This is a genomic window from Micromonospora sp. NPDC050795 (assembly GCF_044456785.1).
Classification (GTDB): domain Bacteria; phylum Actinomycetota; class Actinomycetes; order Mycobacteriales; family Micromonosporaceae; genus Micromonospora.
In genome coordinates, this window is the sequence record NZ_JBITGE010000046.1 from 1 (window position 1) to 20763 (window position 20763).

A 20763-nucleotide genomic window follows, 5' to 3' on the forward strand; every position below is an offset into this window, starting at 1 on the left:
CTGCTGCGCAAACCGGGCCACCGTGTGGGGGCCCACCGCGCCCCCTCCCTGTTTCTCGCTTAAGGGGCGTACCGCCCCCCGCCCCTCAAGTCAGGGGGGGGGCGCCCCCTGGGGGGCGCCCCCCCACCATTCAGGAGATCAGGGTCAGACGCGGGTGAGGCGTACGGCGTCGGCGATGACCAGGCCGGTGGTGTTGCTCCACCGGCTCACGCCGACCCGGTTGGCGTCGCCTGCCGGCAGCGTGAACGTGCCGAGGACACGCCACTGCCCGCCGGTGGCCCGTTGGTCGACCCGGACGGTCTGGTTGCCGGCGCTGGTGGCGACGATGTACGGGGCGGCGCTGTTGTAGCCGGAGTTCGCGGGCCACCAGGCCTCGACCCGGTAGTTGGCGGTGGCCGGGACGTTGAACCGGTACCACGCGACATCGCTGGCGGCGACCGGGTCCGCGTAGCGGTAGTCGGCGCCGTAGCGCTGACTGGAGTACGACGACACGCCCCAGTTGGCGCTGGCGGTGAACCGGCCGCTGGTGGTGTTGTCCACGGTCGAGGACCAGGACGTGCCGCCGCCGGCCATTCTCGCCGCCACGTCGGCGCGCATGACGTTCAGGTCGATGAAGGACGGGTCGATCTTGCCGGTGGTGCTGGTCTCCCGGTGGCCTCGGGCGTAGCTGCTGTCCCGGCCGAGCCGGGTGAGCACCGCGGCGGTGGCGGCGAGCGACGCGTTGTACTGCGCGGCGGTCATCTCCTGGTTGACGCCGTTGTAGTCGATCTCCCACCCGATCATCAGGGTGTTGCCGTCCCCGGCGGGGATCGGTCCGCTGCCGCCGCTGACTCCGGCGTGGTTGCACCGGCCGGCGGAGATGACGTGGAAGACACCGTTGTAGTCGACGAGCGCCTGACACAGCGGGCCCGGCAGGTCGGACCGGCCGTTGATGCAGATGCCGAGCGCCGGGTGCGGGTTGCTGGCGCTGGAGGTCGAGGCGGTGTGGTGCCAGAGCACTCCGATCGGGTCGAACGAGCCGGGCCGCATCCGGTTGAGCCAGTCCCCCTCGACCACGACCTGGACCCCGGCGGCGCGCAGCACGTCCACCAGCCAGGGGATCGTCGCCATCAGGCGTCCTGAAGCAGGTCGGCGAGGCATTCGGCCTTCGGCGCGGCGCTCGCGGCGGCGGGTCGGGTGACGACGGTCAGCGCGGCGACCACCAGGGCGGGGATGCCGAGCACCCCACGACGGGGCAGACGGATGGACGGGGTTCTGGCCATGGCGATCCTCCAGCGACTGGCGGGTACGAACGGATCGACGAACGTGATGACGGGGACGCTATACCGTCACGTACGTCGATGTCGATACCCTTCATATTCCGGTCGGGTACTGAAGGAATTCGCCGACTCAGGCCTCGCCGAGCGCGTCGATGTCGCGCATCTCCTCCGCCGTCAGCGAGAAGTGGAAGACGTCGAAGTTGGCGGTGATCCGCTCGGGGGTCACCGACTTCGGAATCGCCACGATCTCGTGGTCGATGTGCCAGCGCAGCACCACCTGCGCCGGGGAGACACCGTGCGCGGCGGCGATCCTGACCAGCACCGGGTGACTGAGGTCGCTGGTCTTGAACGGGCTGTAGCCCTCCAGCACCACGCCCCGGTCCCGGTGCTCGGCGTGCCGCTGTCGGTCGTACAGCGCCGGGCTCCACTCGATCTGGTTGACCGCCGGGTTCTCCTCGGTGGACTGGATCAGCTCGTCGATCTGGGCGGTGCTGTAGTTGCTGACACCGATCGCCCGGGTGAGGTTTTCGTCTCGGGCTGCGATCAGCTCCCGCCAGAGCGGGATGCTGTCCGTCGGCGACGACGGCGGCCAGTGGATCAGCCAGAGATCCAGGTGGTCGAGGCCGAGCGCCTCCAGGCTGGCCTCCAGCGTGGCGCGCTCCTGACCCACCCGGTTGGGCGGGAGCTTGGTGGTGATGAAGAGGTCCTCCCGGCGCAGCCCGCTCTCGCGTACCGCCCGGCCGACCTCCCGCTCGTTGCCGTACACGGTGGCGGTGTCGAGGTGCCGGTAGCCGGTGTCGAGCGCGGCCAGCACGGCGTCGTAACCGGCCTGGCCGGTGGCCTGCCAGGTGCCGAAGCCGAGCAGGGGCATCCGCACGTCACCGGGGAGCAGGGCGGTGGGCTGGTCGGTGAGGTCCATGAGGTCCGTTCTACCCCGCCGCGCCCCCGACCGCCGAGCGAACCGGACACTCCGGCGTCCAGCGCACCGGTCCGCTTTGCCGGAGAATGCGGGTGTGACCGACCGGCTGGACGAGTACCGGCGACGGCGGGACGCGGCCCGCACACCCGAGCCGGTGCCGTCGGAGAGCCCGTCCCCGGTCGGCCCCGACGCCGACGCCGCCCGCTTCGTCATCCAGCAGCACCACGCCCGCAGCCTGCACTGGGACCTGCGCCTGGAGCACGAAGGGGTGCTCGCGTCCTGGGCGGTCCCGCGCGGCCTACCCCGCGACCCAGGTCGCAACCACCTCGCCGTGCACACCGAGGACCACCCGATGGAGTACCTCGACTTCGCCGGTGAGATCCCCGCCGGTGAGTACGGCGGCGGCCGGATGCTCGTTCACGACCGGGGCACCTACCGCTGCGAGAAGTGGCGCGACGATGAGGTGATCGTGACGCTCTCCGGTGAGCGGACCGCCGGCCGCTACGTCCTCTTCGCCACCGGGGGACGGGACTGGATGGTCCGCCGTACCGACCCCGCGCCGCCGGGCTGGACGCCGATGCCGGATCTGGTCCGACCGATGCACGCCACGTCCGCCGCCCGGCTTCCCCGCGACCTCGCCGCCTGGGGGTACGAGCTGCGTTGGGACGGCGTGCGGGCGATGGCGTACGTCTCCGGTGGGCGACTGCGGCTGCTCTCCGAGACCGACGAGGAGATCACCGGCGGGTATCCGTGGCTGCGCGCGATGGCCGAGGCGCTCGCGCCGACCGAGGCGGTGCTCGACGGTGTGCTGGTCCGCATCGACGGTGCCGGGCGGGTCCGCCCGGTCCGGCCGGCCACCGGCAGCCGGGTCCCCGCCGGCGCCCAGTACCTGATCGTCGACCTGCTCTGGTTGGAGGGGGTGAGCAGCCTCGACGTGCCGTACGCGCAACGCCGGGAGCTGCTCGATGGGCTGGTCTTGTCCGGTACGCACTGGCAGACTCCGCCGTGGTTCCCGGGCGCGGGCGACGAGGCCCTGCGCGCCGGACGGGAACAGGGCCTGCCGGGCGTGGTCGCCAAGCGACTGGACTCGGTCTACCAGCCGGGGCGGCGCAGCCGGCACTGGCTGAGCATCGACGCGGTGTGACGGCGAGGAGCGACGTGTACCTGACTCACCTGGACTGCCCGCGCTGCGGCAAGGAACACGCCGCCGACCGGTTACAGAATCTCTGCGAGTGCGGGTCGCCGCTGCTGGCCCGCTACGACCTGCCGGCTGTGGCGACCGTGGTCTCCCCGGAACACTTTCCGCTGCGCCCCGCCGACCTGTGGCGCTACCGGGAGCTGCTGCCGGTCGCCGACCCTCGGCACGTCACCACGCTGGGTGAGGGCTGGACGCCGCTGTTGCGGGCTCCGGCCTACGGCACCGAGATCGGCATCGCGGACCTGATGGTCAAGGACGAGGGGCTGATCCCGACCGGCTCGTTCAAGGCCCGGGGCGCGGCGGTCGGGGTGAGCCGGGCCCGCGAGCTGGGCGTCGAGCGGATCGCGATGCCCACCAACGGCAACGCCGGGTCGGCCTGGGCCACGTACGCCGCGCGGGCCGGAATGGGCGCGACGATCGTCATGCCGCTGGAGGCGCCGAGCATCTGCCGGCGCGAGTGCGTCGCCGCCGGTGCCGACCTGCGCCTGGTCGACGGGTTGATCAGCGACGCCGGTCGGCGGGTGGCCGAGCTGATCGCGGAGTCGAACGGGGCGATCTTCGACGCCGGCACGCTGCGTGAGCCCTACCGGCTGGAGGGCAAGAAGACGATGGGGTACGAGATCGTCGAGCAGCTCGGCTGGCAGACGCCGGACGTGATCATCTATCCGACCGGCGGCGGGGTGGGCCTGATCGGCATCCACAAGGCCCTGCACGAGCTGCGCGAGCTGGGCTGGATCGGCGACAAGCTGCCCCGGCTGGTGGCGGTGCAGTCCACCGGCTGCGCGCCGATCGTGCGGGCCTTCGCCGCCGGCGAGGATCGGGCCCAGCCGTGGACGGACGCGCACACCGTGGCGTTCGGCATCACGGTGCCGGCCCCGCTGGGCGACGAGCTGATCCTGGCGGCGCTGCGGGAGTCCTCCGGCACGGCGGTCGCCGTCGACGACGCGGACATCCTGGCCGATCTGCGGGACTTCGCCGCTCGGGAGGGGCTGCTGCTCTGCCCTGAGGGGGCGGCCTGCCTCACCGCGGCCAAGCAACTGCGGGCCGGCGGGTGGATCCGGGCCGGCGAGCGGGTGGTGGTGCTCAACACCGGTGCCGGGCTGAAGTATCCGGACACTGTCGACGTCTCCGGCGTACCCCTGATGGGGTGAGGTGACGGCGCCCCGCGGACCGGGCGGTGCGCGGGGCGCCGTCGTGCCGGTCTACTGGTAGGTGATGTCCGAGGGCGAGTAGAGGCAGTTGACGCCGTCGGCGCCCTCGCCGATCTCGGTCGGCTCGCTGCCCTTCGGTACGCCCTTGTACTTCACGCAGATCGAGGTCTCCCGGTCCGGGTCGCCGACGATGGTGATCCGGCTGAACCGGGCGGTGTCGCCCCAGTTGGTGTTGATGCCGGCGATCGCGTCGGTGTTCCGGACGATGACGTTGTCGATCACCACGTGCCGCTGGTACGACGTGGAGCAGTTGCCGCAGGCGCGGTAGAGCTTGCCGGCGTTCTCCACCCGGAAGTTCCTGATGTAGACGGTGCCCGAGCCGTTGTGCTGGAAGACCTTGTCGCTGGCCGAGCGGGCCCCACCGCCGTCGACCGTGTACGTGGTGCCGCCGCGGAAGGTCGCGGCGTCCTCGCCGACGTCCTCCCACCAGACGTTGATCAGGGTGCAGTTGCCCTCGCAGTGCACGCCGTCGCCGGCCGGAGCACCGATGATCACGTTGCGCAGGGTGGCGCCGGCGGCCAGCTCGAACATCGGGTCCTGACTCTCGCTCTGCCCGCCGTCACCGATGCCGTAGTAGCGCTTGAGCCCACCGTCGAACGAGCCGGAGACCGGGATCGTGGCGTCCACCTTCTGGCTGCCGGTGGGCGTCGGCCAGCCAGCCGGCGGAGGTGTGGTGGTCGGCGGCGGCGTGGTGGGTGGCCCAGTGGTCGTCGGTGGCGGGGTGGTCGGGGTGCCGCCGCCGGACGAGTCGACAAGCACGTCGTCGAAGCCGCCACTGGCGTACGCGGTGACCAGACCGATCCGGCCCGCACCGGCCAGGCTGTTGCTGCCGGACGCGATCTGGGTGCCGTTGACGAAGCCGCGGATGGTGCTGCCGCTGGTCTCGATGCGCAGCGTGTACCAGGTGCCGGTGCCGATGCCCAGCGCGGCGGACCCGATCGCCGTGACGGAGCTTCCGTTCACCGCCTGGAGTTCGGCCCGGCCGGAGCCGAGCAGGGCCAGCCGATACATCTTGGTGCTGCTCGTGGAGCGGGCGGCGAGCCCGACCAGGGCGCTGGACGAGCCGAAGCTCGTCGGCCTCACCCGGGCCTGCACGGAGTAGTTGGTCCAGCTGCTCTGGCCGGCGAACTGGCGGGCCAGCTCGCTACCGGCGTTGGACTGGTTGAGCACGCCCGAGCCGTCGACGGTCCAGGTGCCGCCGGACTTGGACCAGCCGGAGGTGTCGCCGTCGGTGAAGTCGTCGCTGAAGACGGTGGCCGCGAAGGCCGAGGTCATGCCGGCGGCGAGGGCTGCCGCGGTCACCCCGGCGCCCACCGCCAGCAGGAGTGGTCGGCGGGCGGAGAGTCGTTTTTTCTGCACAGGTGTCCTCCTTGACGCATGTGGTGGTGATCCCTCGGCGGCCGTACCGAGACGTGTTCGCACGGCGTGCTGCGTTGAACGGGATCGGCGTGTGCGCCCCCGTCGGACGCCCGGATCCGAAGCGGGGTGAAGCGGGATCAACAGCCCTGGGAAAGGGCTTTCCCACTCCATCGAGGCTAGGACTGTCCAACCATCAGCGTCAATGCCTGGCGCTTGCAGGTCTGTTGCAGGATTCCGGCCGGGGCGTAACGCCCACCGGATCAGTAGCTCTCCGGCTCGGTGATCCGCCAGGCCGCGTTGATCAGCCCGATGTGCGAGAGCGCCTGTGGCATGTTGCCCAGCTGCATGCCGGTGGTGAGGTCGATCTGCTCGCTGAACAGTCCCACGTCGTTGGAGTACCCGACGACCCGCTCGAAGAGCGCCTCGGCGCGCTTCGGCTCACCCGTCATCACCAGGCACTCCACCAGCCAGAACGAGCACAGCAGGAACCCGGCCGGGTCGGTCGTCCAGCGCCGCAGCAGACCGTCCTCGGTGCCCAGCTCGCGCTCGACCATCGCGATCGTCGAGCGCATCCGCGGGTCGCTGGCCGGCAGGAAGTGCGTGACCGGCAGGGCGAGCACCGAGGCGTCCAGCTCCGGCGATCCGAACGCGCCGGTGAACGCCCCGATCCGGTCGTTCCACCCCTCGCGCAGCACTGTGTCGCGAATCTCGTCGCGTACCCGCGCCCAGCGACGGGGGTCGGCCCGATCCCCGAGCCGGTCGGCGAGCCCCACCGCCCGGTCCATGGTCAACCAGCAGGACACCTTGGACGAGAGGTAGTGGCGCTCCTCGTCGCGGGTCTCCCAGATGCCCCGGTCCGGCAGGTGCCACGTCGTGGCCACCTGCTCGGTCAACCCGAGCACCATCTCCAGAAGCTCGTCCTCGAACCGGGTGCCCAGGTAGTCGCGCAGCCGCCACACCGCCGACATCACCTCACCCGGCACGTCGAGCTGCCGCTGCCGCCAGGCGTCGTTGCCGACCCGCACGGGTCGACTGTCGCGGTAGCCGCGCAGGTGGTTGCAGTGGTGCTCGGAGAGGTCGCGCTCCCCCTCCAGCCCGAAGAGCACCGGCACGGGCTCGTCGCCGAACCGGCCGATCGAGCGCGTCGCCCAGGTGAACAGCCGGGACGTCTCGTCGGGGCAGGCCGCCACCCAGAGAGCCCGCATGGTCAACGAGAAGTCCCGCAACCAGGAGTAGCGGTAGTCGTAGTTCCGGTCGCCGCCGATCTGCTCCGGCAACGACGAGGTCAACGCGGCGGCGACCGCGCCACTGCGGGCGTACGTGAGGCCGGTCAGGACCGTCGCGCTGTGCTTGACGAGTTCCGGGTAGCGACCGGAATAGGTGTGCGTCTCCCGGAACGCCCGCCACGCCTGCGTCGTCTCGGCAAGGGTGGTCAGCGGGTCCACCCGGGCCGGCGGGTCGCCGTACGCCTCGCCGAACGCGAGGTCCAACCCGATCGTCTGACCGGCGGAAACCTCGAACTCGTGCGTCACCCGGTCGGTGCCCGCCCGCAGGTGCAGGCCTCCGGCGCGCAATATCAGCACCACCGGACCGGCACCGGCCAGCACCCCGCCGTCCGGCTGCTCGTGCAGGTACGGCGTGAGCAGGCCGTACTCCGGGCGGGGCGCGAAGTCCAACGCCATGCGCACCCGCCCGGAGAGCCCCTGAACGACCCGGATCAGCACGGCGGGTGAGTTCTTGCCCAGCTCGTGGGCGCGGGCACCAACCTCGGCGGCCAGCGCGTCGGTGACCGCCACGCTGCCGTGCGGGGTGTGGTGCACCGTCCGCAGCACCAACGTGTCCGGCAGGTACGCCCGCTCCACCCGGTGACCCGGGCCGCCGACCCCGACCGGCGCCAGCCGGAAGTGGCCGGCTCCCGGGTCGAGCAACCGCGCGAACACGGACGCCCCGTCGAACCGGTGCGGGCACCACCAGTCGATCGAGCCGTCCTTGCCGACCAGGGCACCCGAACGAGAGTCCGACAGGAACCCGTAGTCGGAGATCTGCGGCTGCTGCTCCACCCGCCGGGGGTACCCGCATCGGCCCGGATCAGGCCGGAGGCGATCACTCGGTCGGTGGCTCGTCCTCGCCCGCAGCCTCGGCCGCGTCGGCCTCTTCCTTGGTCTTGTGCACGGCCTTGTCGGCGTGCTCCGGCGGCCCGTACACCGTGTAGAGCACCAGCGGGTTGGGACCGGTGTTGACGAAGTTGTGCTTGGTGCCGGCCGGCACCACGACCAGGTCGCCCGCGACGACCTTCCGCTTCGCGCCGGCGACCCGCGCCTCGCCGACGCCACTCACGAAGGTGAGGATCTGGTCGATGTCCTCGTGCACCTCCTCGCCGATCTCCCCATCGGCGGGGATGGTCATGATGACCAACTGGGTGTGCTCACCGGTCCACAGCACGCGGCGGAAATCCGGGCTCTGTTCGGCGACAGTCGCGATAGTGAAATGCTCCATGCCCACGCTCATACCCCGTCCGGCGGTGCGCCACGCCGGGACTCACGAATGGTGGAATTCCTGACGCTGGGCGGGTTTGGATCCGCGCGGACCGGGGATCGAGGAGCGGACCGGCGCGAACGGCCGGTCGAGCCAGGTCCCCGCCGACGTACCGCCGAACGGCTGCGGTGGTGGGAGACGGCCAGAGCGCGGCGACGTTCCGATCACGGAGCGGCGCCGCGCGCTCGTGTGTGCTAGCGGTGCAGCCAGGTGAGCAGGTCGGGTGGGGCCAGCTCCGCGACCCGTCGCCGGTAGCGGACGAGGCCGGCCTCGTTCAGAAGATCTCGCCCCTGGCCTGAGCCGCCACGGCGAAAGAACGCCTGCCGGTCGCGCAGCACGCCGAGCGTGTCCGGTGCGAGTCGGTCGGCCCGCTCCCGCATGCGACCGAACGTGGCCGCCTCCACCAACTCCGGCCCCGGGCTCGGGAGTTTCCACCGGTCGGCGAGCCGGCGCATCTCCCCGCCCAGATCGGCCAGCAGATCGTCGTAGTGCACAAGCTCGACGTTCGGCTCGTGCCGGCGGGCCCACGCGTCGCCGAGGTGCATCAGCACTCCGGGCAGTGAATCCAGCTCGGCGCGGGGGTCCGCCTCCCGGTCGACCCAGCTCGGCAACCACTCCCGTACCGAGGGCCGCTCCGGGGGCGGCCCGGCCGGGACGGGTTGGCCGGTCAGCTCGGCGATGCGCGCCCGGTCCAGGTTCGCGCCCTGGTGGTAGAGGGAGACCGCCATGTCCAGCGGGTGCCGGGCCACCACCACGTAGTGCGCCCGAGGGTCGAGCGGCACCCCGTCCAGCGGGGTGTGCGTCTTGATGAACCGCCGGTGTGGCTGGGCGGCCAGCCGGTCGTACACGGTGGCCTGCGGCTCGCCCAACCAGTCCAGCCACGGCGACAGCACTGTCAGCGGCGCCGGCAACTCCGGGGTACGGAGCACCAGGAGCGCACAGATCATCTGCATCCAGGTGGTGCCGCTCTTGGAGCGGGTGCTGATCACGATGTCACCGTCGCGGAACGGGAACCCACCCCACCGCGCGCTGTCCTCTTCGTCGGATTGGTAGCGGTGAATCGGCGTGGGCATCGGTGGATGGTAGTCGCCGAACCGACAGTCGAGCAGCCGAATTCCGGCTTACATTCCTGGGGCATGTCCGTATGCCTGGCTAGATTGAAGTATGGTGCCCGCCCACGGGGGCCGGGCGGCGGCACCGGTCTACCGTCCCATCCTCGCCAATCGACGGGGCGAGCTTGAGGCCCTGAGCCACCTCGATCCCGCGTACGTCGCACTGATCGCCCCGATCCTGGAGATCGGCGCGATCGGCCGGTCCACGATGGACGGCATTCGCCGGATGCCGTCCGGGCTGCTGCCAGCCGTCGACGTCAGCGCACTGCCCGACACCCCCGAGGCGGAGCTGACCCGTTGGGGCGTACCGGTGGTGCCGGTGATCGGGCTCTCCGAGAACGACCACCGGTTGGTCGCGCACGGCGCGGCGGCGCGGGCGTACGGCCGGCGCGCGCTCATCCGGCTACGGGCCGGTCGAGACCGGGCCGGGCCGGACGCGAGCACCACGGCGGTGGACGGATCTGGCGGTTCACCGGCCTCGCCCCGGAGGAGTGCGACCTGCTGGTGGACGCGGGGGACGTCTGCTGCCCGGCGGATGTGCGGACCGCCGAGCCCCGGGTACGCCACCTGCTGGACTGGGCACGCCGACACGCCTGGCGGTCGGTGACGGTGGCGGCGGGCGGTATGCCTCCGACGCTGTCCCGTCTGCCCACCGACGAGCCGGTCCAACTGGACCGTTGGGACTGGCGACTGTGGCGGCGGCTGGCCGACGCCGGGGTCGACTACGGCGACTACGGCGTCCACCCGGCCGGGCCGGGCGCGGGTGACAGTGGCGACCGGTTGCCGACCGTGCGCTACACCGACGACGGCAGCTGGTGGGTCTACCGCTGGGCGCGACGCGGCGGCCGGGGCGACGACCGGTTCGCCGACCTGTGTCGCACGCTGGTGTCGGCACCGCACTGGCCGACCACCGGTGCGGCCTTCTCCTGGGGTGACCATGAGCTGCTGCGCCGAGCCCGCCGGGGCGCCGGGGCCGGCTCGACCGCCAACTGGGCGGCGTGGAGCACCTCGCACCACCTGGCGCACGTGCTCGCCACGCTGTCGCATCCGGCGGGCGACGGCGCGCCGCGGTGGCACCCCGGGCAGGGGCCACCACCGCAGCGGGGACGATCGCTGCGCTGAGGAACCGGGTCTACTGCTTCTCGGTGAAGCCGAACTGGATGATGCCCTCGTCGTCGACCGTCGCGTCCACCGACGCGTCCCCGAGCAGCTCGGCGGCGTCCTCGTCCAGGAAGATCCGGGCGCCCTGGTTGTCGACCACCCGATCGCCCTGTACCGGTTCGGGCACCAGCTCGACGGTGAGCGAGCCCGCCTCGGTGTCCGCGGCGATACGCACACCGCCGTCCTGGGCGACGTCCTGTTGGTTGGCGAGGTCACGGATGACGAGCACGGCGTTGTCGGTCATGGTGAGCATTGACGGAACTCCTCGTGAATTGTCGGCTCGCGGTCGGATACCGCGCGGACCGGACAGTCGGTCCGCGTACGAGCACACGTGGGAGGCGACAGAGGGGCGAACGGTCATCGCCGTCGCATCGAATCGGGGCAGCTGACGGCCCCGTCACTCCCACCGTGCCCGCTGGCCGACCATCCGTCAAATAGAGCCAGGTCAGTGGAGAGCGGCGGCCGGCGCCAGCCAGGCGCGAATCTCGTTGACCGCCGCGCGGCCGGCCCGGTTGGCCCCGATCGTGCTGGCCGAGGGGCCGTACCCGACCAGGTGAACCCGAGCGTCGGCGACCACCCGGGTGCCGTCCATGGTGATACCGCCGCCCGGTGCGCGCAGCCCCAGCGGGGCGAGATGGTCGATGGCAGCCCGGAAGCCGGTGCACCAGAGGATCACGTCCGCCGGCACGAACCGCCCGTCCGTCCAGGCCACCCCGTCGGGCGTGATCCGGTCGAACATGGGTAGCCGGTCGAGGACGCCGCGCTCGCGCAGTCGGCGTACCTCCGGGGTGACCGGAAGCCCGGTCACGCCCACCACACTTCCCGGTGGCCGGCCGGAGCGGACCACCCGGTCCACCCGGGCCACTGCGGCGCGACCCAGTTCCGGGCCGAACTCCTCGTCGTTGAACGTCGGCGGCCGGCGGGTCACCCAGGTGGTGGCCGCCGCGACTGTGGAGACCTCGCCGAGCAGTTGCACGGCCGATGTGCCGCCGCCGACCACCACCACGCGCAGGCCGGTGAACTCGGCGGGCCCCCGGTAGTCGGCGGTGTGCAACTGGCGTCCCCGGAACGTCGACCGGCCCGGGTAGTGCGGCCAGAACGGTCGCGTCCAGGTGCCGGTGGCGTTGATCAGGGCCCGGGCGGTCCAGGTGCCCCGATCGGTGCGCACGTCCAGTCGTCCGTCCGGGCGGGAGTGCACACCTCGGACCCGCACCGGCCTCCGCACCGGCAGGTCGAAGGCCCTCTCGTACGCGGCGAAGTAGGCGCTGACCTGCTCGGAAGCCGGGCGCCGAGGCTCGGTGGGCGGGAGCGGCAGCCCGGGCAGGTCATGGAAGCCGTGCACGCGGTCGAAGACCAGCGTCGGCCAGCGGTGCTGCCAGGCGCCGCCGGGCCCGTTGTCGGCGTCGAGGATGACGAAGCCGCTGCCGGGCGCGAACCCGGTGCGGTGCAGGTGATAGCCGGCGCTCAGGCCGGCCTGCCCGGCACCGATCACCACGACGTCCATGGAGTGGGTGTCCACGTGGGCTACAACGCGCCGGACGTCACCGCTGTGCCCGTCCTCGACCGTCGCGCCGGTCACAGACGGCCATTCCGGCTTCGGCCACCTGAGCTGCACTTACGCTGAGTGAATGAGCGACTTCCGTCGGTACGCGGCCGAATTCCTCGGCACGCTTCTGCTGGTGTTCTTCGGAGTGGGAAGCGCGGTCGCCGCGCGGGTCCAGGGCGGCGTGGTGGTGGTGGCGCTGGCCTTCGGGTTCGTGATGGTGGCCCTCGTCTACACGATCGGTCCCCTCTCCGGCAGTCACGTCAACCCAGCGGTGACGCTCGGTGTGCTGCTCTCCGGCAAGATCTCGGTACTCGGGGCGGTGGCGTACTGGATCGCGCAGTTCGTCGGCGCGACAGTCGCGGCCTTCGTGCTCTGGGCGCTCACCCGGTGGGGTGACGTCGCGGACCAGACCGGGGCCCTGGGCACCAACGGTTACGGCGCGCACATCAACCGGGGCGGGGCAGCCGTGCTGGAAGTCGTGCTGACCTTCCTCTTCGTGCTGGTGGTGCTGGTGGTGACCAGCCGGAGCGAGAATCCGGGCACCGCCGGGCTGGCCATCGGCCTGGCCCTCGCCGCGACCCAACTGGTGGGTGTGACGCTGACCGGAGCTGCGGTCAATCCGGCCCGCGCGTTCGGCCCGGCGGTCTTCGAGGGCGGCGTAGCCCTTCGGCAGCTCTGGGTGTTCATCGTCTTCCCACTGCTCGGCGGGGCGCTCGCCGCGCTCGTCGCGCCCATGGTCATGGGGGCGCAGAAGCACTACTGGGGTGGTCACGAAAGGTCGGTCGGCGGGCCGAAGTAGTCCGGGCGGCAATATCTTTCGCCTGAGGGCCTTCTCCGGCGAATATCTCCGTGACAGCATCAGCGGATGCATCGTCGTCACTTTCCCCGGGCCCTCGCGCTGCTCGCGCTGGTTGCCACCGCGGCCACCGCCGCCGCGCCCGGTGCCACAGCCGAATCGCCCACCCCCGCGACGACCCGCCTGCACGACACCATCGACACGATCCTCGCCGACACCCGGCTGGCCGGCGCGCAGGCGTCGGTGGTCGTCGTCGACACCAGCACGGGCCAGACGCTCTATGACCGCAACGGCGACCGCCGGCTGGTCCCGGCGTCCAACACCAAGCTGCTGACCTCGACCGCGGCCCTTGAGCTGCTCGGCCCGGGGCACCGCTTCGGCACCGACGTACTCGCCAGCGGCAAGCGCCGTGCGGGCCTGCTCTCCGGCAACCTCTACCTGCGCGGTGGGGGCGATCCGACAATGCTCGCCGCCGACTACGACGCGCTCGCCGCGCGGGTCGCCGCCGACGGCGTACGGGTGGTCACCGGAAACCTGGTCGCCGACGACACCCGCTACGACAACACCCGACTCGGCCCCGACTGGACCTGGGACGACGAGCCCTACTACTACGCCGCGCAGGTCTCCGCGCTCACCGTCGCCCCGGACACCGACTACGACGCGGGCACCGTGATCGTGCACGCCGCACCGGCCGACCGGGCCGGCACCCCGCCGGTGGTCACCACCACCCCCGCCACCGGGTACGTCACGGTCGACAACCGCGCCCAGACGGTCAGCGACGGCGAGACCTCGATCTCGATCGAGCGCGGGCACGGCGGCAACACCGTGGTGGTGACCGGTCAGATCGCCGTCGGCGACGAGCCCGCCAGCGACTGGGTCACCGTCTGGGAACCCACCGGCTACGCCGCCGACGTGTTCCGGTCGGCGCTGCACCGACACGGCGTCCGGGTGCTCGGCCGGACCGTGCTCGGCCAGCCCACCCCCGAGGCGGCCCACCCGGTGGCACGCCACGACTCGATGAGCCTGGGCGAGCTGATGACGCCATTCCTGAAGCTGTCCAACAACGGGCACGCCGAGGTGTTGACCAAGGAGATCGGTCGGGTGCTCTCCGGCTCCGGCACCTGGACGGCCGGTCTCACCGCGATCAGCGAGTACGTCGCCGACACCGGAATGGACACCGGAAGACTGCGCCAGCGTGACGGCTCGGGACTGTCGCGGCGCAACCTGATCCCGGCGGCCGAGTTCGTCGACCTGCTGAGCGCCGTCCGCGCCGAACCGTGGTTCGCGACCTGGTACGGGGCGCTGCCCATCGCTGGTCAGCCGGAGCGGTTCGTCGGCGGCACCCTGCGCAGCCGGATGGCCGGCACTCCGGCCGCGGGCAACGTGCACGCCAAGACCGGCAGCCTGACCGGTGTCTCCGGGCTCTCCGGCTACGTGACCAGCGCCGATGGGCGACTGCTGGCGTTCTCCATCCTGCTCAACAACTACCTGACGGCGTCGGTGAAGTCGCTTGAGGACCAGATCGCCGTGGCGCTTGCCGGCTTCCGCGAGGGTGGTGCGTCGACGGCACGGGTGGCACCGCCGGCGGTGCCGGAGACGCCGCGTACCCCGGAGGGCGTCGAGTGTTCCTGGGTCAAACCGATCACCTGCTGAGCGATGGCCGGGAGGCGGGGACGCGCCTCCCGGCCCGGCGAGGGCTCAGGCCGGACGGTCGGGTGGGGGGACCACCGCCGTCGGGTCACCGCGTTCGATGAGCGCGGCGATCTCGGCGGCCCGCAGCCCGCGCAGCGCCAGCACCCGGGTGCCCCAGCGGTGCAGGCGGCACGGGTGCGGGCTGGCGTCATTGCGGCAGACGACGCCCCCGGACCACCGTCGGGGGGCGTGCACCACCACCGCCCGTACGGCGAACTGGGTGTCCTCGCCCGTCACGTACGGCGGCAGGGGGATGTCGCGAAGAACCTCCCCGGACGCTTCACCGGTGCCGGACGAAGCGGCACGACGGACGCGGTGGGCGGTGCTGCTGCTCATCGGCTGCCTCCACACTGGATCGTGAGATGGGGACAGCAGAAAGTTACGACGCGTTCGACAGTCCGCGACGGACAAACTGTCCCGCTGGCCGACCGCACAGCGATCAGTCAGTCAGTCAACGCACCGTCACGGCCTGGAGGCCGACGTTGCCGCAGTGCTGCGTGAAGACCTTCTCGACGGTCCAGTTCAACAGCAGGCGGGCACCCTTCGGCAGAGTGAAGCGGATCGTGAACTGGGCGCTCTGACTGGTGTACGGGTCTTCCAGTCGGGCGATGCTGGCGGGCCCGCCGGTGGACAGCCGCGCTTCCAGTCGCCCCCGAGCCATCCAGGTGCCACCGTAGAGCTGGACCGTGCGCGGCTCACCACTGCCGGCGACGGCGAGGTTGAACCCGTTCCCGGCACCGCAGGCGTAGACGCCGTTGGAGCTGCCATCCGTCGACCGCTCCGGCGTGCCGTCGGCCCAGCGCACGTACTCCTGGTTGCCGTCCCAACCGACCCGCCGGCCCGGGCCACCCCCGTCGATGATCTCGCCGGAGCCGGAACGCTTGCGGTTCGTCGACCTGCCGCCGCGCTCCCCCCAGTGCACCCAGTCCCGGGTGCCCACGGCGGTGAGGTCGACGATGGCGGGCATCTCGCCCCGGCTCACCGTCAGTGGCGGCGCACCGGGCTTCGGCGGTGGCGGTGCGGGCGCGCTGGCCGACGGCGTCGGGTCCGGTGAGGGTGGGCGCTGGCGCGGACGCAGGCCGGGCGTCGCCGGCCCCGCCTCGCCGGTGCGCCCCTCGGCGGCCGGGAAACCAGGGGAACGGGCGGAAACGCCGCCCTGACGTGCCTGGCCGTCGTCCGGCGCCGGACCGGACCGGGTGGCGAGATACGAGATCAACACCACCAGGCAGACGAGTACGGCCGTCCCCTCCACCGCCCAGCGCCGCCGCTGTCGGGCGCGGCGCAACACACTGCGGGTCTTCCCGGCGGTAATGGCACGCGGACGGTGCCTCGACGGCGTGTCGCCAGCCCTCGAACCAGCCCGCGTGCGGTCTTCGTCCGCCACCGACCCCTCCAACTCCGCCGCCCGGCCGTCTGGACCGCCGAGGACCACACCAACCACTGTGGGCAGTTTCACGTTTACCCGGGCGTGGACGACACGCTAGATCCGGACTGCCGGACGTGTCCAGCCCACAATGGGACGCTGCCGGACAACCCGGCCGCCCGGACGGGCACCCGGGGCAGACCAGAGGCCCTTTCCGGGTCAGCCGATCCGGAAGCCGAGCAGTTGCGCGACGACCACTGCCTGCTCGACATCGATCACGGCGCCGGCCCGTTCGACGACCGTCGGGTCCAGCGCGGTGAGATCGCTGCCCCGCAGGTCGGCGCCACCGAGCCGGACGTTCGTCAACTGCGCCCCGGAAAGATCGACACCGGTGACCGTAGCACCGGTGAGGTTGGCCCTGGTGAGGTCCGCCTCGCGCATGCGCACCCCGGTCAGCCGGACGCCACGCAGGTCGGCGCCGGGCAACGCGACGAAGGACCAGTCACCGCCGTCCACCGTCAAGGGACGCAGATCGCACTCGTTGAAGGTGCTGCCGACCAGCTTGCAGCCGGTGAACTCGGCCTCGAAGAAGTTGCACCGCCGGAACACGCAACGGGTGAAGGCGGAGTCGACATGTCGGGAGGCGTTGAACGCCACGTTGCCGAACGTGCACCCAGTGAAGACCGCACCCCTGCTCACCGCCTCGGTCAGGTCCACCCCGAAGAACTCGCAACCCACGAAGTGCCGGTCGGTCAGCTCCTCGCCGTACCAGTCCTCGTTGCGGAACGTCACGTCCTCGGTCAACTCCGGCATCCGGCCAGGCTAGTGGGCGCCGCCGACAGCCGACCGCCGGCGGGCCGGTGCCGGCCCCCTTCCCGCGCCGGTGTACCGGCGAGTAGGTTCGGCGGCGTGAGTGTGGCTCGGAGCAAGGACCCGGATCAGATCGGTTTCGACAGGGCGCGGCTGGCGCGGATCGACGAGCACTTCGGCCGGTACGTCGACGACGGCCGGCTGGCCGGCTGGCAGGTGGTGGTCACCCGGCGCGGCGAGGTGGCGCACTCCTCGACGTACGGGCTGCGCGACCGCGAGTCGGGCGCACCGGTCGAAGCCGACACCCTGTGGCGGATCTACTCGATGACCAAGCCGGTCACCTCGGTCGCGGCGATGATGCTGTGGGAGGAGGGCCGGTTCGAGCTGACCGACGAGATCAGCCGCTGGCTCCCCGAGTTCGCCGACCTACGGGTCTACTCCAAGGGGTCGGCGCTCAAGCCGTTCACGGTGCCGGCTCTCGAGCCGATCCGGGTCTGGCACCTGCTCACCCACACGGCCGGCCTGACGTACGGCTTCATGCAGACCTCGGTGGTCGACGGGCTCTACCGGGCCGCCGGCTACGACCTGTACCCGCCTGCCGACGTCGACCTGGCCAGTGCCTGCGCGGCCTTCGGCGAGCTGCCGCTGCTGTTCCAGCCCGGCTCGGCGTGGGGCTACTCCGTCGCCACCGACGTGCTCGGCCGACTCGTCGAGGTGATCTCCGGGCAGAGCCTCGACGCGTTCTTCGCCGACCGGATCTTCGGCCCACTGGGCATGACCGACACCCGCTGGTGGGTGGAGGGCGACGAGGCCGACCGGCTGGCCGCGCTCTACGTACCGGAACCGCGCAGCGGTCGGGCCGTCCGCTACGACAGCCTGGGGTCGCTCGCGTTCAGCAAGCCGGCGCTGCTCTCCGGCGGTGGCGGCCTGATCTCCAGCGCCGCCGACTACCACCGGTTCACGCAGTTGCTGCTGCGCGGCGGCGAGCTTGACGGCGTCCGGCTGCTCGGGCCGCGCACGGTGCGCTTCATGACCCGCAACCACCTGCCCGGCGGTCAGGACCTGGGCACCCTGAGCACCGGCGGCTTCGCGGAGACCACACTGGACGGGATCGGCTTCGGTCTCGGCTTCGCGGTGGTCGACGACCCGGTCCCCAGCCGGGTGCCCAGCAGCGTCGGCGAGTACTACTGGGGTGGGGTGGCCAGCACCGCGTTCTGGGTCGACCCGGCCGAGGAGATCACCGCGCTGCTGTTCACGCAGCTGATGCCGTCGAGCACCTACCCGCTCCGCTCCCAGCTGCGCCAGCTCGTGTACGCCGCCCTGGTCGACTGACCGGTGCGGGGTCCGTCGCCTGCGGCTGACGGACCCCACACCGCAGGTCAGCGGAGCTGCTGCGCCTGGATCGCCCGGATCTTCGCCGGCTTGGTGGCCGAGAGGTTCGAGATCAGGTACGCCCGAACGGTGCCGTCCGGGAAGACCGCCCACAGGTCCGCCACGCCGTCGGCGTTCAGATCGGCGGCGGTGAGGCTGCTGATCGCGACGCCCGTGTTCCACCCGGAGGCGAGCCGGTACTGCGTGTAGGCGAGCGCGCCGGTCCCGTCGCCGTTGTCGGTCATGGTGACGCCCTGCCAGAGGTAGAGGTCACCGGTAGTGGCGTTGCGCAGCACCAGCGCCGCGCCCGAGGCCAGCTCGGTGCTGGCCAGGGTCCAGTTCTGCCAGTCGCTACCGCCGGTCGGGGTGGCGGTGTTCAGCGGCAGACGAGGGAAGTAGAGGCTGGGTGCCCCGATGTTCGGGTAGTAGGTGAGGCGGTAGCCGTTCGTCGCATCGCCGACGATGCCCAGCAGGTCCGCGATGCCGCTGTCCACGCCGTCGGCCGTGTACCCGTTGACGAGCTGGATCGGAGAGTTGTCGTAATCGTCGACGAGGTATTCACGGATGAGGGTGACCTGTGCGCTGCCACCGTTGGGCTTGGCCATCGTGCCGTCGCCGACGCCCGCGATGAAGCTGCCGCCTCCGGCGTTGACGCCACCCGGGTAGTAGGCCAGGAAGTCCTGGTTCGCGGTGCCGAAGAAGCGTCCGGTGATCACCTGGGCGCCGTCGAAATCCGCGGCCGGGTCGTCGTTGCCGGTGACCCCGGTGCCGTGGACGCCGATGTTCACGGCCGGGACCTTGACGCGGCCGGTGCCGACGCCGGTGGTCGCGTCGACCCGACCCCGCGCCGCCCAGACGCCGGAGGCGAGGCCCGTCGTGGTGCCGCCGACGGTCACCAGGTCGGGTACGCCGTCGCCGTTGAGGTCCTTGTCGACAGGGCCGGCGACGGCCGGGGTCGGGGTGTTGGCCGGGGCGGCCTGAGCCGGCAGGGCCGGCGCGACGACGGCGAACGCGAGGGTGGCCGGCACCGCCCAGGCGAGCAGTCGGAGAGGGGCGGAAGGCTTGTTCATGGGTCCCCGTTCGGGTCAATGGATCTTGCTCGGCTCACCGTAGTCGATGCGCACCAGCGGGTGGATCCACCGAACGAGGGGTCAGTCGGCGAGACGGGCCGGGAAGCCACCGGTGGCGATCGGACCCCAGGCGTCGATGGTGATCCGGATCAGCGACTTGCCCTGACGCACCATCGCCGCCCGGTAGTCGTCCCAGTCCGGGTGCTCACCGGAGATGCTGCGGAAGTATTCGACGAGCGGCTCCAGCGCCTCGGGCAGGTCGAGCACCTCGGCGGTGCCGTCTATCTGCACCCAGGGGCCGTTCCAGTCGTCACTGAGCACGCAGGCCGAGACCCGGGGGTCACGGCGGAGGTTGCTCACCTTGGCCCGCTCGGGGTAGGTGGAGACGACCAGTCGCCCCTGCCCGTCGACTCCGGCGGAGACCGGGGAGGACTGCGGTCGCCCGTCCGCCCGGGTGGTCATCAGCACGACGCGGTGTCGCGGCCGGAGGAAGTCGAGCAGGCCGTCCCGGTCGACCCGGGTGTTCCTTGCGATGCTGCGTGCCATCCCCCGTTCCTACCAGGGTGCGGGCGCAGCGGCGGCGGCGGGTCAGCGGGGTCGGGCCGCGGCGCGGCGCGCCTCCTGGGTGGGCACCCGGGGACGGCCGGACGGACGCCAGGCCCGACCGTTGGCGTAGATCACCCGAAAGCCGAGGTACGACGCGAGCGGCGCCCAGTGGGCGGAGCCCATCCGCAGCTCGGCGGCATTGTGGCGCTGGCCGTTGGCGAGCACGTCGAGGAGCACGGTTTCGAAAGCCGCCGATTCGACCCAGTCGACTTCCCGGGTGAACCCGCAGATGAGGGCGGCTCCGGTGACCTCCAGGAACTCGCGTAGCACCGCGTCCGAGGCGCGCAGCACCGAGCAGCTGCCGAAATAGAGTCGCCGCCCCTCCGCGCGGCCGGCCATCAGCTCGGCCACCTCGTTCAACTCCACCGACTGCCAGTCGGTGAGGCAGAGCCGGCTCGGCTCGCCGTGCATGGCGAAGAAGCCGACCCGGTGGTCGGCGTACTGCTTGAGCAGCCAACGGTCCAGGAAGTAGAACAGCTCGTCGCGGGTGGCCGCGTCCTTGTGGATGAACCGGATCTTGCCCAGCCGCTCCAGCAGCTCGAGCGTGGGCAGCACCGAGCCCCGCTCGTTGAGGTCACGGTGCCACTGACCCTCGACACAGAAGACGCCACCGCGTGCCACGTGCACCTCCGCCAGTCTGCCGCCCGGGGCTGACGTTACCGGCCGCGATCACCCCGGGAACATCACCCTGCGTGTGGCAGATTGCGACGTTCGGTGCGCTTGGCCGCAGGAGGGGTGATCGGCCGGAAATGGCT

At 71.5% G+C, this 20763-nt stretch carries 22 protein-coding genes; 7 read left to right on the forward strand and 15 right to left on the reverse strand.

From position 1 onward, the window contains the following. Window positions 1-144: 144 nt before the first annotated feature. The 3 genes from ACIBEF_RS28930 to ACIBEF_RS28940 all read right to left on the reverse strand — a co-directional run bounded on the left by ACIBEF_RS28930 (window position 145) and on the right by ACIBEF_RS28940 (window position 2178). The gene (locus ACIBEF_RS28930; RefSeq protein ID WP_396796441.1) at window positions 145-1110 is read right to left on the reverse strand and encodes an N-acetylmuramoyl-L-alanine amidase; all 966 of its coding nucleotides are present in this window, start codon (window positions 1108-1110) and stop codon (window positions 145-147) included. Continuing rightward, window positions 1110-1262, reverse strand: coding sequence for a hypothetical protein (locus ACIBEF_RS28935; RefSeq protein ID WP_238666485.1), 153 nt, complete (start codon window positions 1260-1262; stop codon window positions 1110-1112). Before ACIBEF_RS28935 ends, ACIBEF_RS28930 begins: the two co-directional genes overlap by 1 nt. 127 nt (window positions 1263-1389) lie before the next feature. Beyond that, window positions 1390-2178 (reverse strand): aldo/keto reductase, encoded by a 789-nt coding sequence (locus ACIBEF_RS28940; protein ID WP_396796443.1) that lies wholly within the window; start codon window positions 2176-2178, stop codon window positions 1390-1392. A 94-nt stretch (window positions 2179-2272) separates the two neighbouring features. On the opposite strand from ACIBEF_RS28940, the gene ACIBEF_RS28945 reads away from it, so the two are divergent. Beyond that, the gene (locus ACIBEF_RS28945; RefSeq protein ID WP_396796445.1) at window positions 2273-3322 is read left to right on the forward strand and encodes a DNA polymerase ligase N-terminal domain-containing protein; all 1050 of its coding nucleotides are present in this window, start codon (window positions 2273-2275) and stop codon (window positions 3320-3322) included. A gap of 14 nt (window positions 3323-3336) precedes the next feature. Next, window positions 3337-4527, forward strand: a complete 1191-nt coding sequence (locus ACIBEF_RS28950) for a threonine synthase (protein WP_396796447.1) — start codon at window positions 3337-3339, stop codon at window positions 4525-4527. A 51-nt stretch (window positions 4528-4578) separates the two neighbouring features. Here the strand turns inward: ACIBEF_RS28950 and ACIBEF_RS28955 are convergent, their stop codons facing one another. From ACIBEF_RS28955 to ACIBEF_RS28970, 4 genes are all read right to left on the reverse strand, one after another. Beyond that, window positions 4579-5946, reverse strand: coding sequence for a pectate lyase (locus ACIBEF_RS28955; protein ID WP_396796449.1), 1368 nt, complete (start codon window positions 5944-5946; stop codon window positions 4579-4581). Between the two features lie 260 nt (window positions 5947-6206). Continuing rightward, a complete protein-coding gene (locus ACIBEF_RS28960; protein ID WP_396796450.1) occupies window positions 6207-8006 on the reverse strand; it encodes a glycoside hydrolase family 15 protein in 1800 nt (599 codons plus the stop codon). A gap of 43 nt (window positions 8007-8049) precedes the next feature. Further along, the gene (locus ACIBEF_RS28965) at window positions 8050-8442 is read right to left on the reverse strand and encodes a cupin domain-containing protein (RefSeq protein WP_355005457.1); all 393 of its coding nucleotides are present in this window, start codon (window positions 8440-8442) and stop codon (window positions 8050-8052) included. A gap of 233 nt (window positions 8443-8675) precedes the next feature. Then, window positions 8676-9554, reverse strand: coding sequence for a sulfotransferase domain-containing protein (locus ACIBEF_RS28970; protein ID WP_396796453.1), 879 nt, complete (start codon window positions 9552-9554; stop codon window positions 8676-8678). A gap of 94 nt (window positions 9555-9648) precedes the next feature. Between ACIBEF_RS28970 and ACIBEF_RS28975 the strand changes: the two genes are divergently transcribed. Together ACIBEF_RS28975 and ACIBEF_RS28980 are read left to right on the forward strand one after the other, a co-directional pair. Beyond that, on the forward strand, window positions 9649-10200 hold the full coding sequence (locus tag ACIBEF_RS28975; protein ID WP_396796455.1) for a hypothetical protein: 552 nt from the start codon (window positions 9649-9651) through the stop codon (window positions 10198-10200). After that, on the forward strand, window positions 10098-10715 hold the full coding sequence (locus ACIBEF_RS28980; RefSeq protein WP_396796457.1) for a hypothetical protein: 618 nt from the start codon (window positions 10098-10100) through the stop codon (window positions 10713-10715). Before ACIBEF_RS28975 ends, ACIBEF_RS28980 begins: the two co-directional genes overlap by 103 nt. A gap of 10 nt (window positions 10716-10725) precedes the next feature. Here ACIBEF_RS28980 and ACIBEF_RS28985 read toward each other — a convergent pair whose 3' ends face one another. Then, window positions 10726-11007: an adhesin gene (locus tag ACIBEF_RS28985; RefSeq protein ID WP_091393621.1), complete on the reverse strand. Its 282-nt coding sequence runs from the start codon at window positions 11005-11007 to the stop codon at window positions 10726-10728. Window positions 11008-11199: 192 nt separating this feature from the next. Then, window positions 11200-12333 carry an NAD(P)-binding domain-containing protein gene (locus ACIBEF_RS28990; RefSeq protein ID WP_396796459.1) on the reverse strand — a complete coding sequence of 378 codons (1134 nt, stop codon included), beginning with the start codon at window positions 12331-12333 and terminating at the stop codon, window positions 11200-11202. Between the two features lie 49 nt (window positions 12334-12382). Here ACIBEF_RS28990 and ACIBEF_RS28995 point away from each other — a divergent pair, with 49 nt between their 5' ends. Both ACIBEF_RS28995 and dacB read left to right on the forward strand, forming a co-directional pair. Then, window positions 12383-13099: an MIP/aquaporin family protein gene (locus ACIBEF_RS28995; RefSeq protein ID WP_396796461.1), complete on the forward strand. Its 717-nt coding sequence runs from the start codon at window positions 12383-12385 to the stop codon at window positions 13097-13099. Between the two features lie 66 nt (window positions 13100-13165). Then, window positions 13166-14749 carry a D-alanyl-D-alanine carboxypeptidase/D-alanyl-D-alanine-endopeptidase gene (dacB, locus tag ACIBEF_RS29000; RefSeq protein ID WP_396796463.1) on the forward strand — a complete coding sequence of 528 codons (1584 nt, stop codon included), beginning with the start codon at window positions 13166-13168 and terminating at the stop codon, window positions 14747-14749. Between the two features lie 45 nt (window positions 14750-14794). Here the strand turns inward: dacB and ACIBEF_RS29005 are convergent, their stop codons facing one another. The 3 genes from ACIBEF_RS29005 to ACIBEF_RS29015 all read right to left on the reverse strand — a co-directional run bounded on the left by ACIBEF_RS29005 (window position 14795) and on the right by ACIBEF_RS29015 (window position 16964). Further along, the gene (locus ACIBEF_RS29005) at window positions 14795-15124 is read right to left on the reverse strand and encodes a hypothetical protein (RefSeq protein ID WP_030331319.1); all 330 of its coding nucleotides are present in this window, start codon (window positions 15122-15124) and stop codon (window positions 14795-14797) included. Window positions 15125-15239: 115 nt separating this feature from the next. Then, the gene (locus ACIBEF_RS29010) at window positions 15240-16172 is read right to left on the reverse strand and encodes a hypothetical protein (protein WP_396796465.1); all 933 of its coding nucleotides are present in this window, start codon (window positions 16170-16172) and stop codon (window positions 15240-15242) included. 198 nt (window positions 16173-16370) lie between these two features. Then, window positions 16371-16964 carry a pentapeptide repeat-containing protein gene (locus ACIBEF_RS29015; protein ID WP_396796467.1) on the reverse strand — a complete coding sequence of 198 codons (594 nt, stop codon included), beginning with the start codon at window positions 16962-16964 and terminating at the stop codon, window positions 16371-16373. A gap of 96 nt (window positions 16965-17060) precedes the next feature. Here ACIBEF_RS29015 and ACIBEF_RS29020 point away from each other — a divergent pair, with 96 nt between their 5' ends. Beyond that, a complete protein-coding gene (locus ACIBEF_RS29020; protein WP_396796468.1) occupies window positions 17061-18293 on the forward strand; it encodes a serine hydrolase domain-containing protein in 1233 nt (410 codons plus the stop codon). A gap of 47 nt (window positions 18294-18340) precedes the next feature. Here the strand turns inward: ACIBEF_RS29020 and ACIBEF_RS29025 are convergent, their stop codons facing one another. The 3 genes from ACIBEF_RS29025 to ACIBEF_RS29035 all read right to left on the reverse strand — a co-directional run bounded on the left by ACIBEF_RS29025 (window position 18341) and on the right by ACIBEF_RS29035 (window position 20629). After that, window positions 18341-19402, reverse strand: coding sequence for a hypothetical protein (locus ACIBEF_RS29025; RefSeq protein ID WP_396796469.1), 1062 nt, complete (start codon window positions 19400-19402; stop codon window positions 18341-18343). Between the two features lie 81 nt (window positions 19403-19483). Beyond that, entirely contained in the window at window positions 19484-19948 is a 465-nt protein-coding gene (locus ACIBEF_RS29030; RefSeq protein WP_357194886.1) for a PPOX class F420-dependent oxidoreductase, read from the reverse strand. A 42-nt stretch (window positions 19949-19990) separates the two neighbouring features. Next, entirely contained in the window at window positions 19991-20629 is a 639-nt protein-coding gene (locus ACIBEF_RS29035) for a DUF6642 family protein (RefSeq protein ID WP_357194889.1), read from the reverse strand. Between the last annotated feature and the right edge of the window lie 134 nt (window positions 20630-20763).

Coding starts and splice junctions, on each gene's coding strand:
- dacB (WP_396796463.1), top strand. CDS start 13,166: ATGCATCGTCGTCACTTTCCCCGGGCCCTCGCGCTGCTCGCGCTGGTT.
- ACIBEF_RS29005 (WP_030331319.1), bottom strand. CDS start 15,124: ATGAGCAGCAGCACCGCCCACCGCGTCCGTCGTGCCGCTTCGTCCGGC.
- ACIBEF_RS28965 (WP_355005457.1), bottom strand. CDS start 8,442: ATGGAGCATTTCACTATCGCGACTGTCGCCGAACAGAGCCCGGATTTC.
- ACIBEF_RS28940 (WP_396796443.1), bottom strand. CDS start 2,178: ATGGACCTCACCGACCAGCCCACCGCCCTGCTCCCCGGTGACGTGCGG.
- ACIBEF_RS28995 (WP_396796461.1), top strand. CDS start 12,383: ATGAGCGACTTCCGTCGGTACGCGGCCGAATTCCTCGGCACGCTTCTG.
- ACIBEF_RS29015 (WP_396796467.1), bottom strand. CDS start 16,964: ATGCCGGAGTTGACCGAGGACGTGACGTTCCGCAACGAGGACTGGTAC.
- ACIBEF_RS28935 (WP_238666485.1), bottom strand. CDS start 1,262: ATGGCCAGAACCCCGTCCATCCGTCTGCCCCGTCGTGGGGTGCTCGGC.
- ACIBEF_RS28930 (WP_396796441.1), bottom strand. CDS start 1,110: ATGGCGACGATCCCCTGGCTGGTGGACGTGCTGCGCGCCGCCGGGGTC.
- ACIBEF_RS29025 (WP_396796469.1), bottom strand. CDS start 19,402: ATGAACAAGCCTTCCGCCCCTCTCCGACTGCTCGCCTGGGCGGTGCCG.
- ACIBEF_RS28985 (WP_091393621.1), bottom strand. CDS start 11,007: ATGCTCACCATGACCGACAACGCCGTGCTCGTCATCCGTGACCTCGCC.
- ACIBEF_RS29030 (WP_357194886.1), bottom strand. CDS start 19,948: ATGGCACGCAGCATCGCAAGGAACACCCGGGTCGACCGGGACGGCCTG.
- ACIBEF_RS28970 (WP_396796453.1), bottom strand. CDS start 9,554: ATGCCCACGCCGATTCACCGCTACCAATCCGACGAAGAGGACAGCGCG.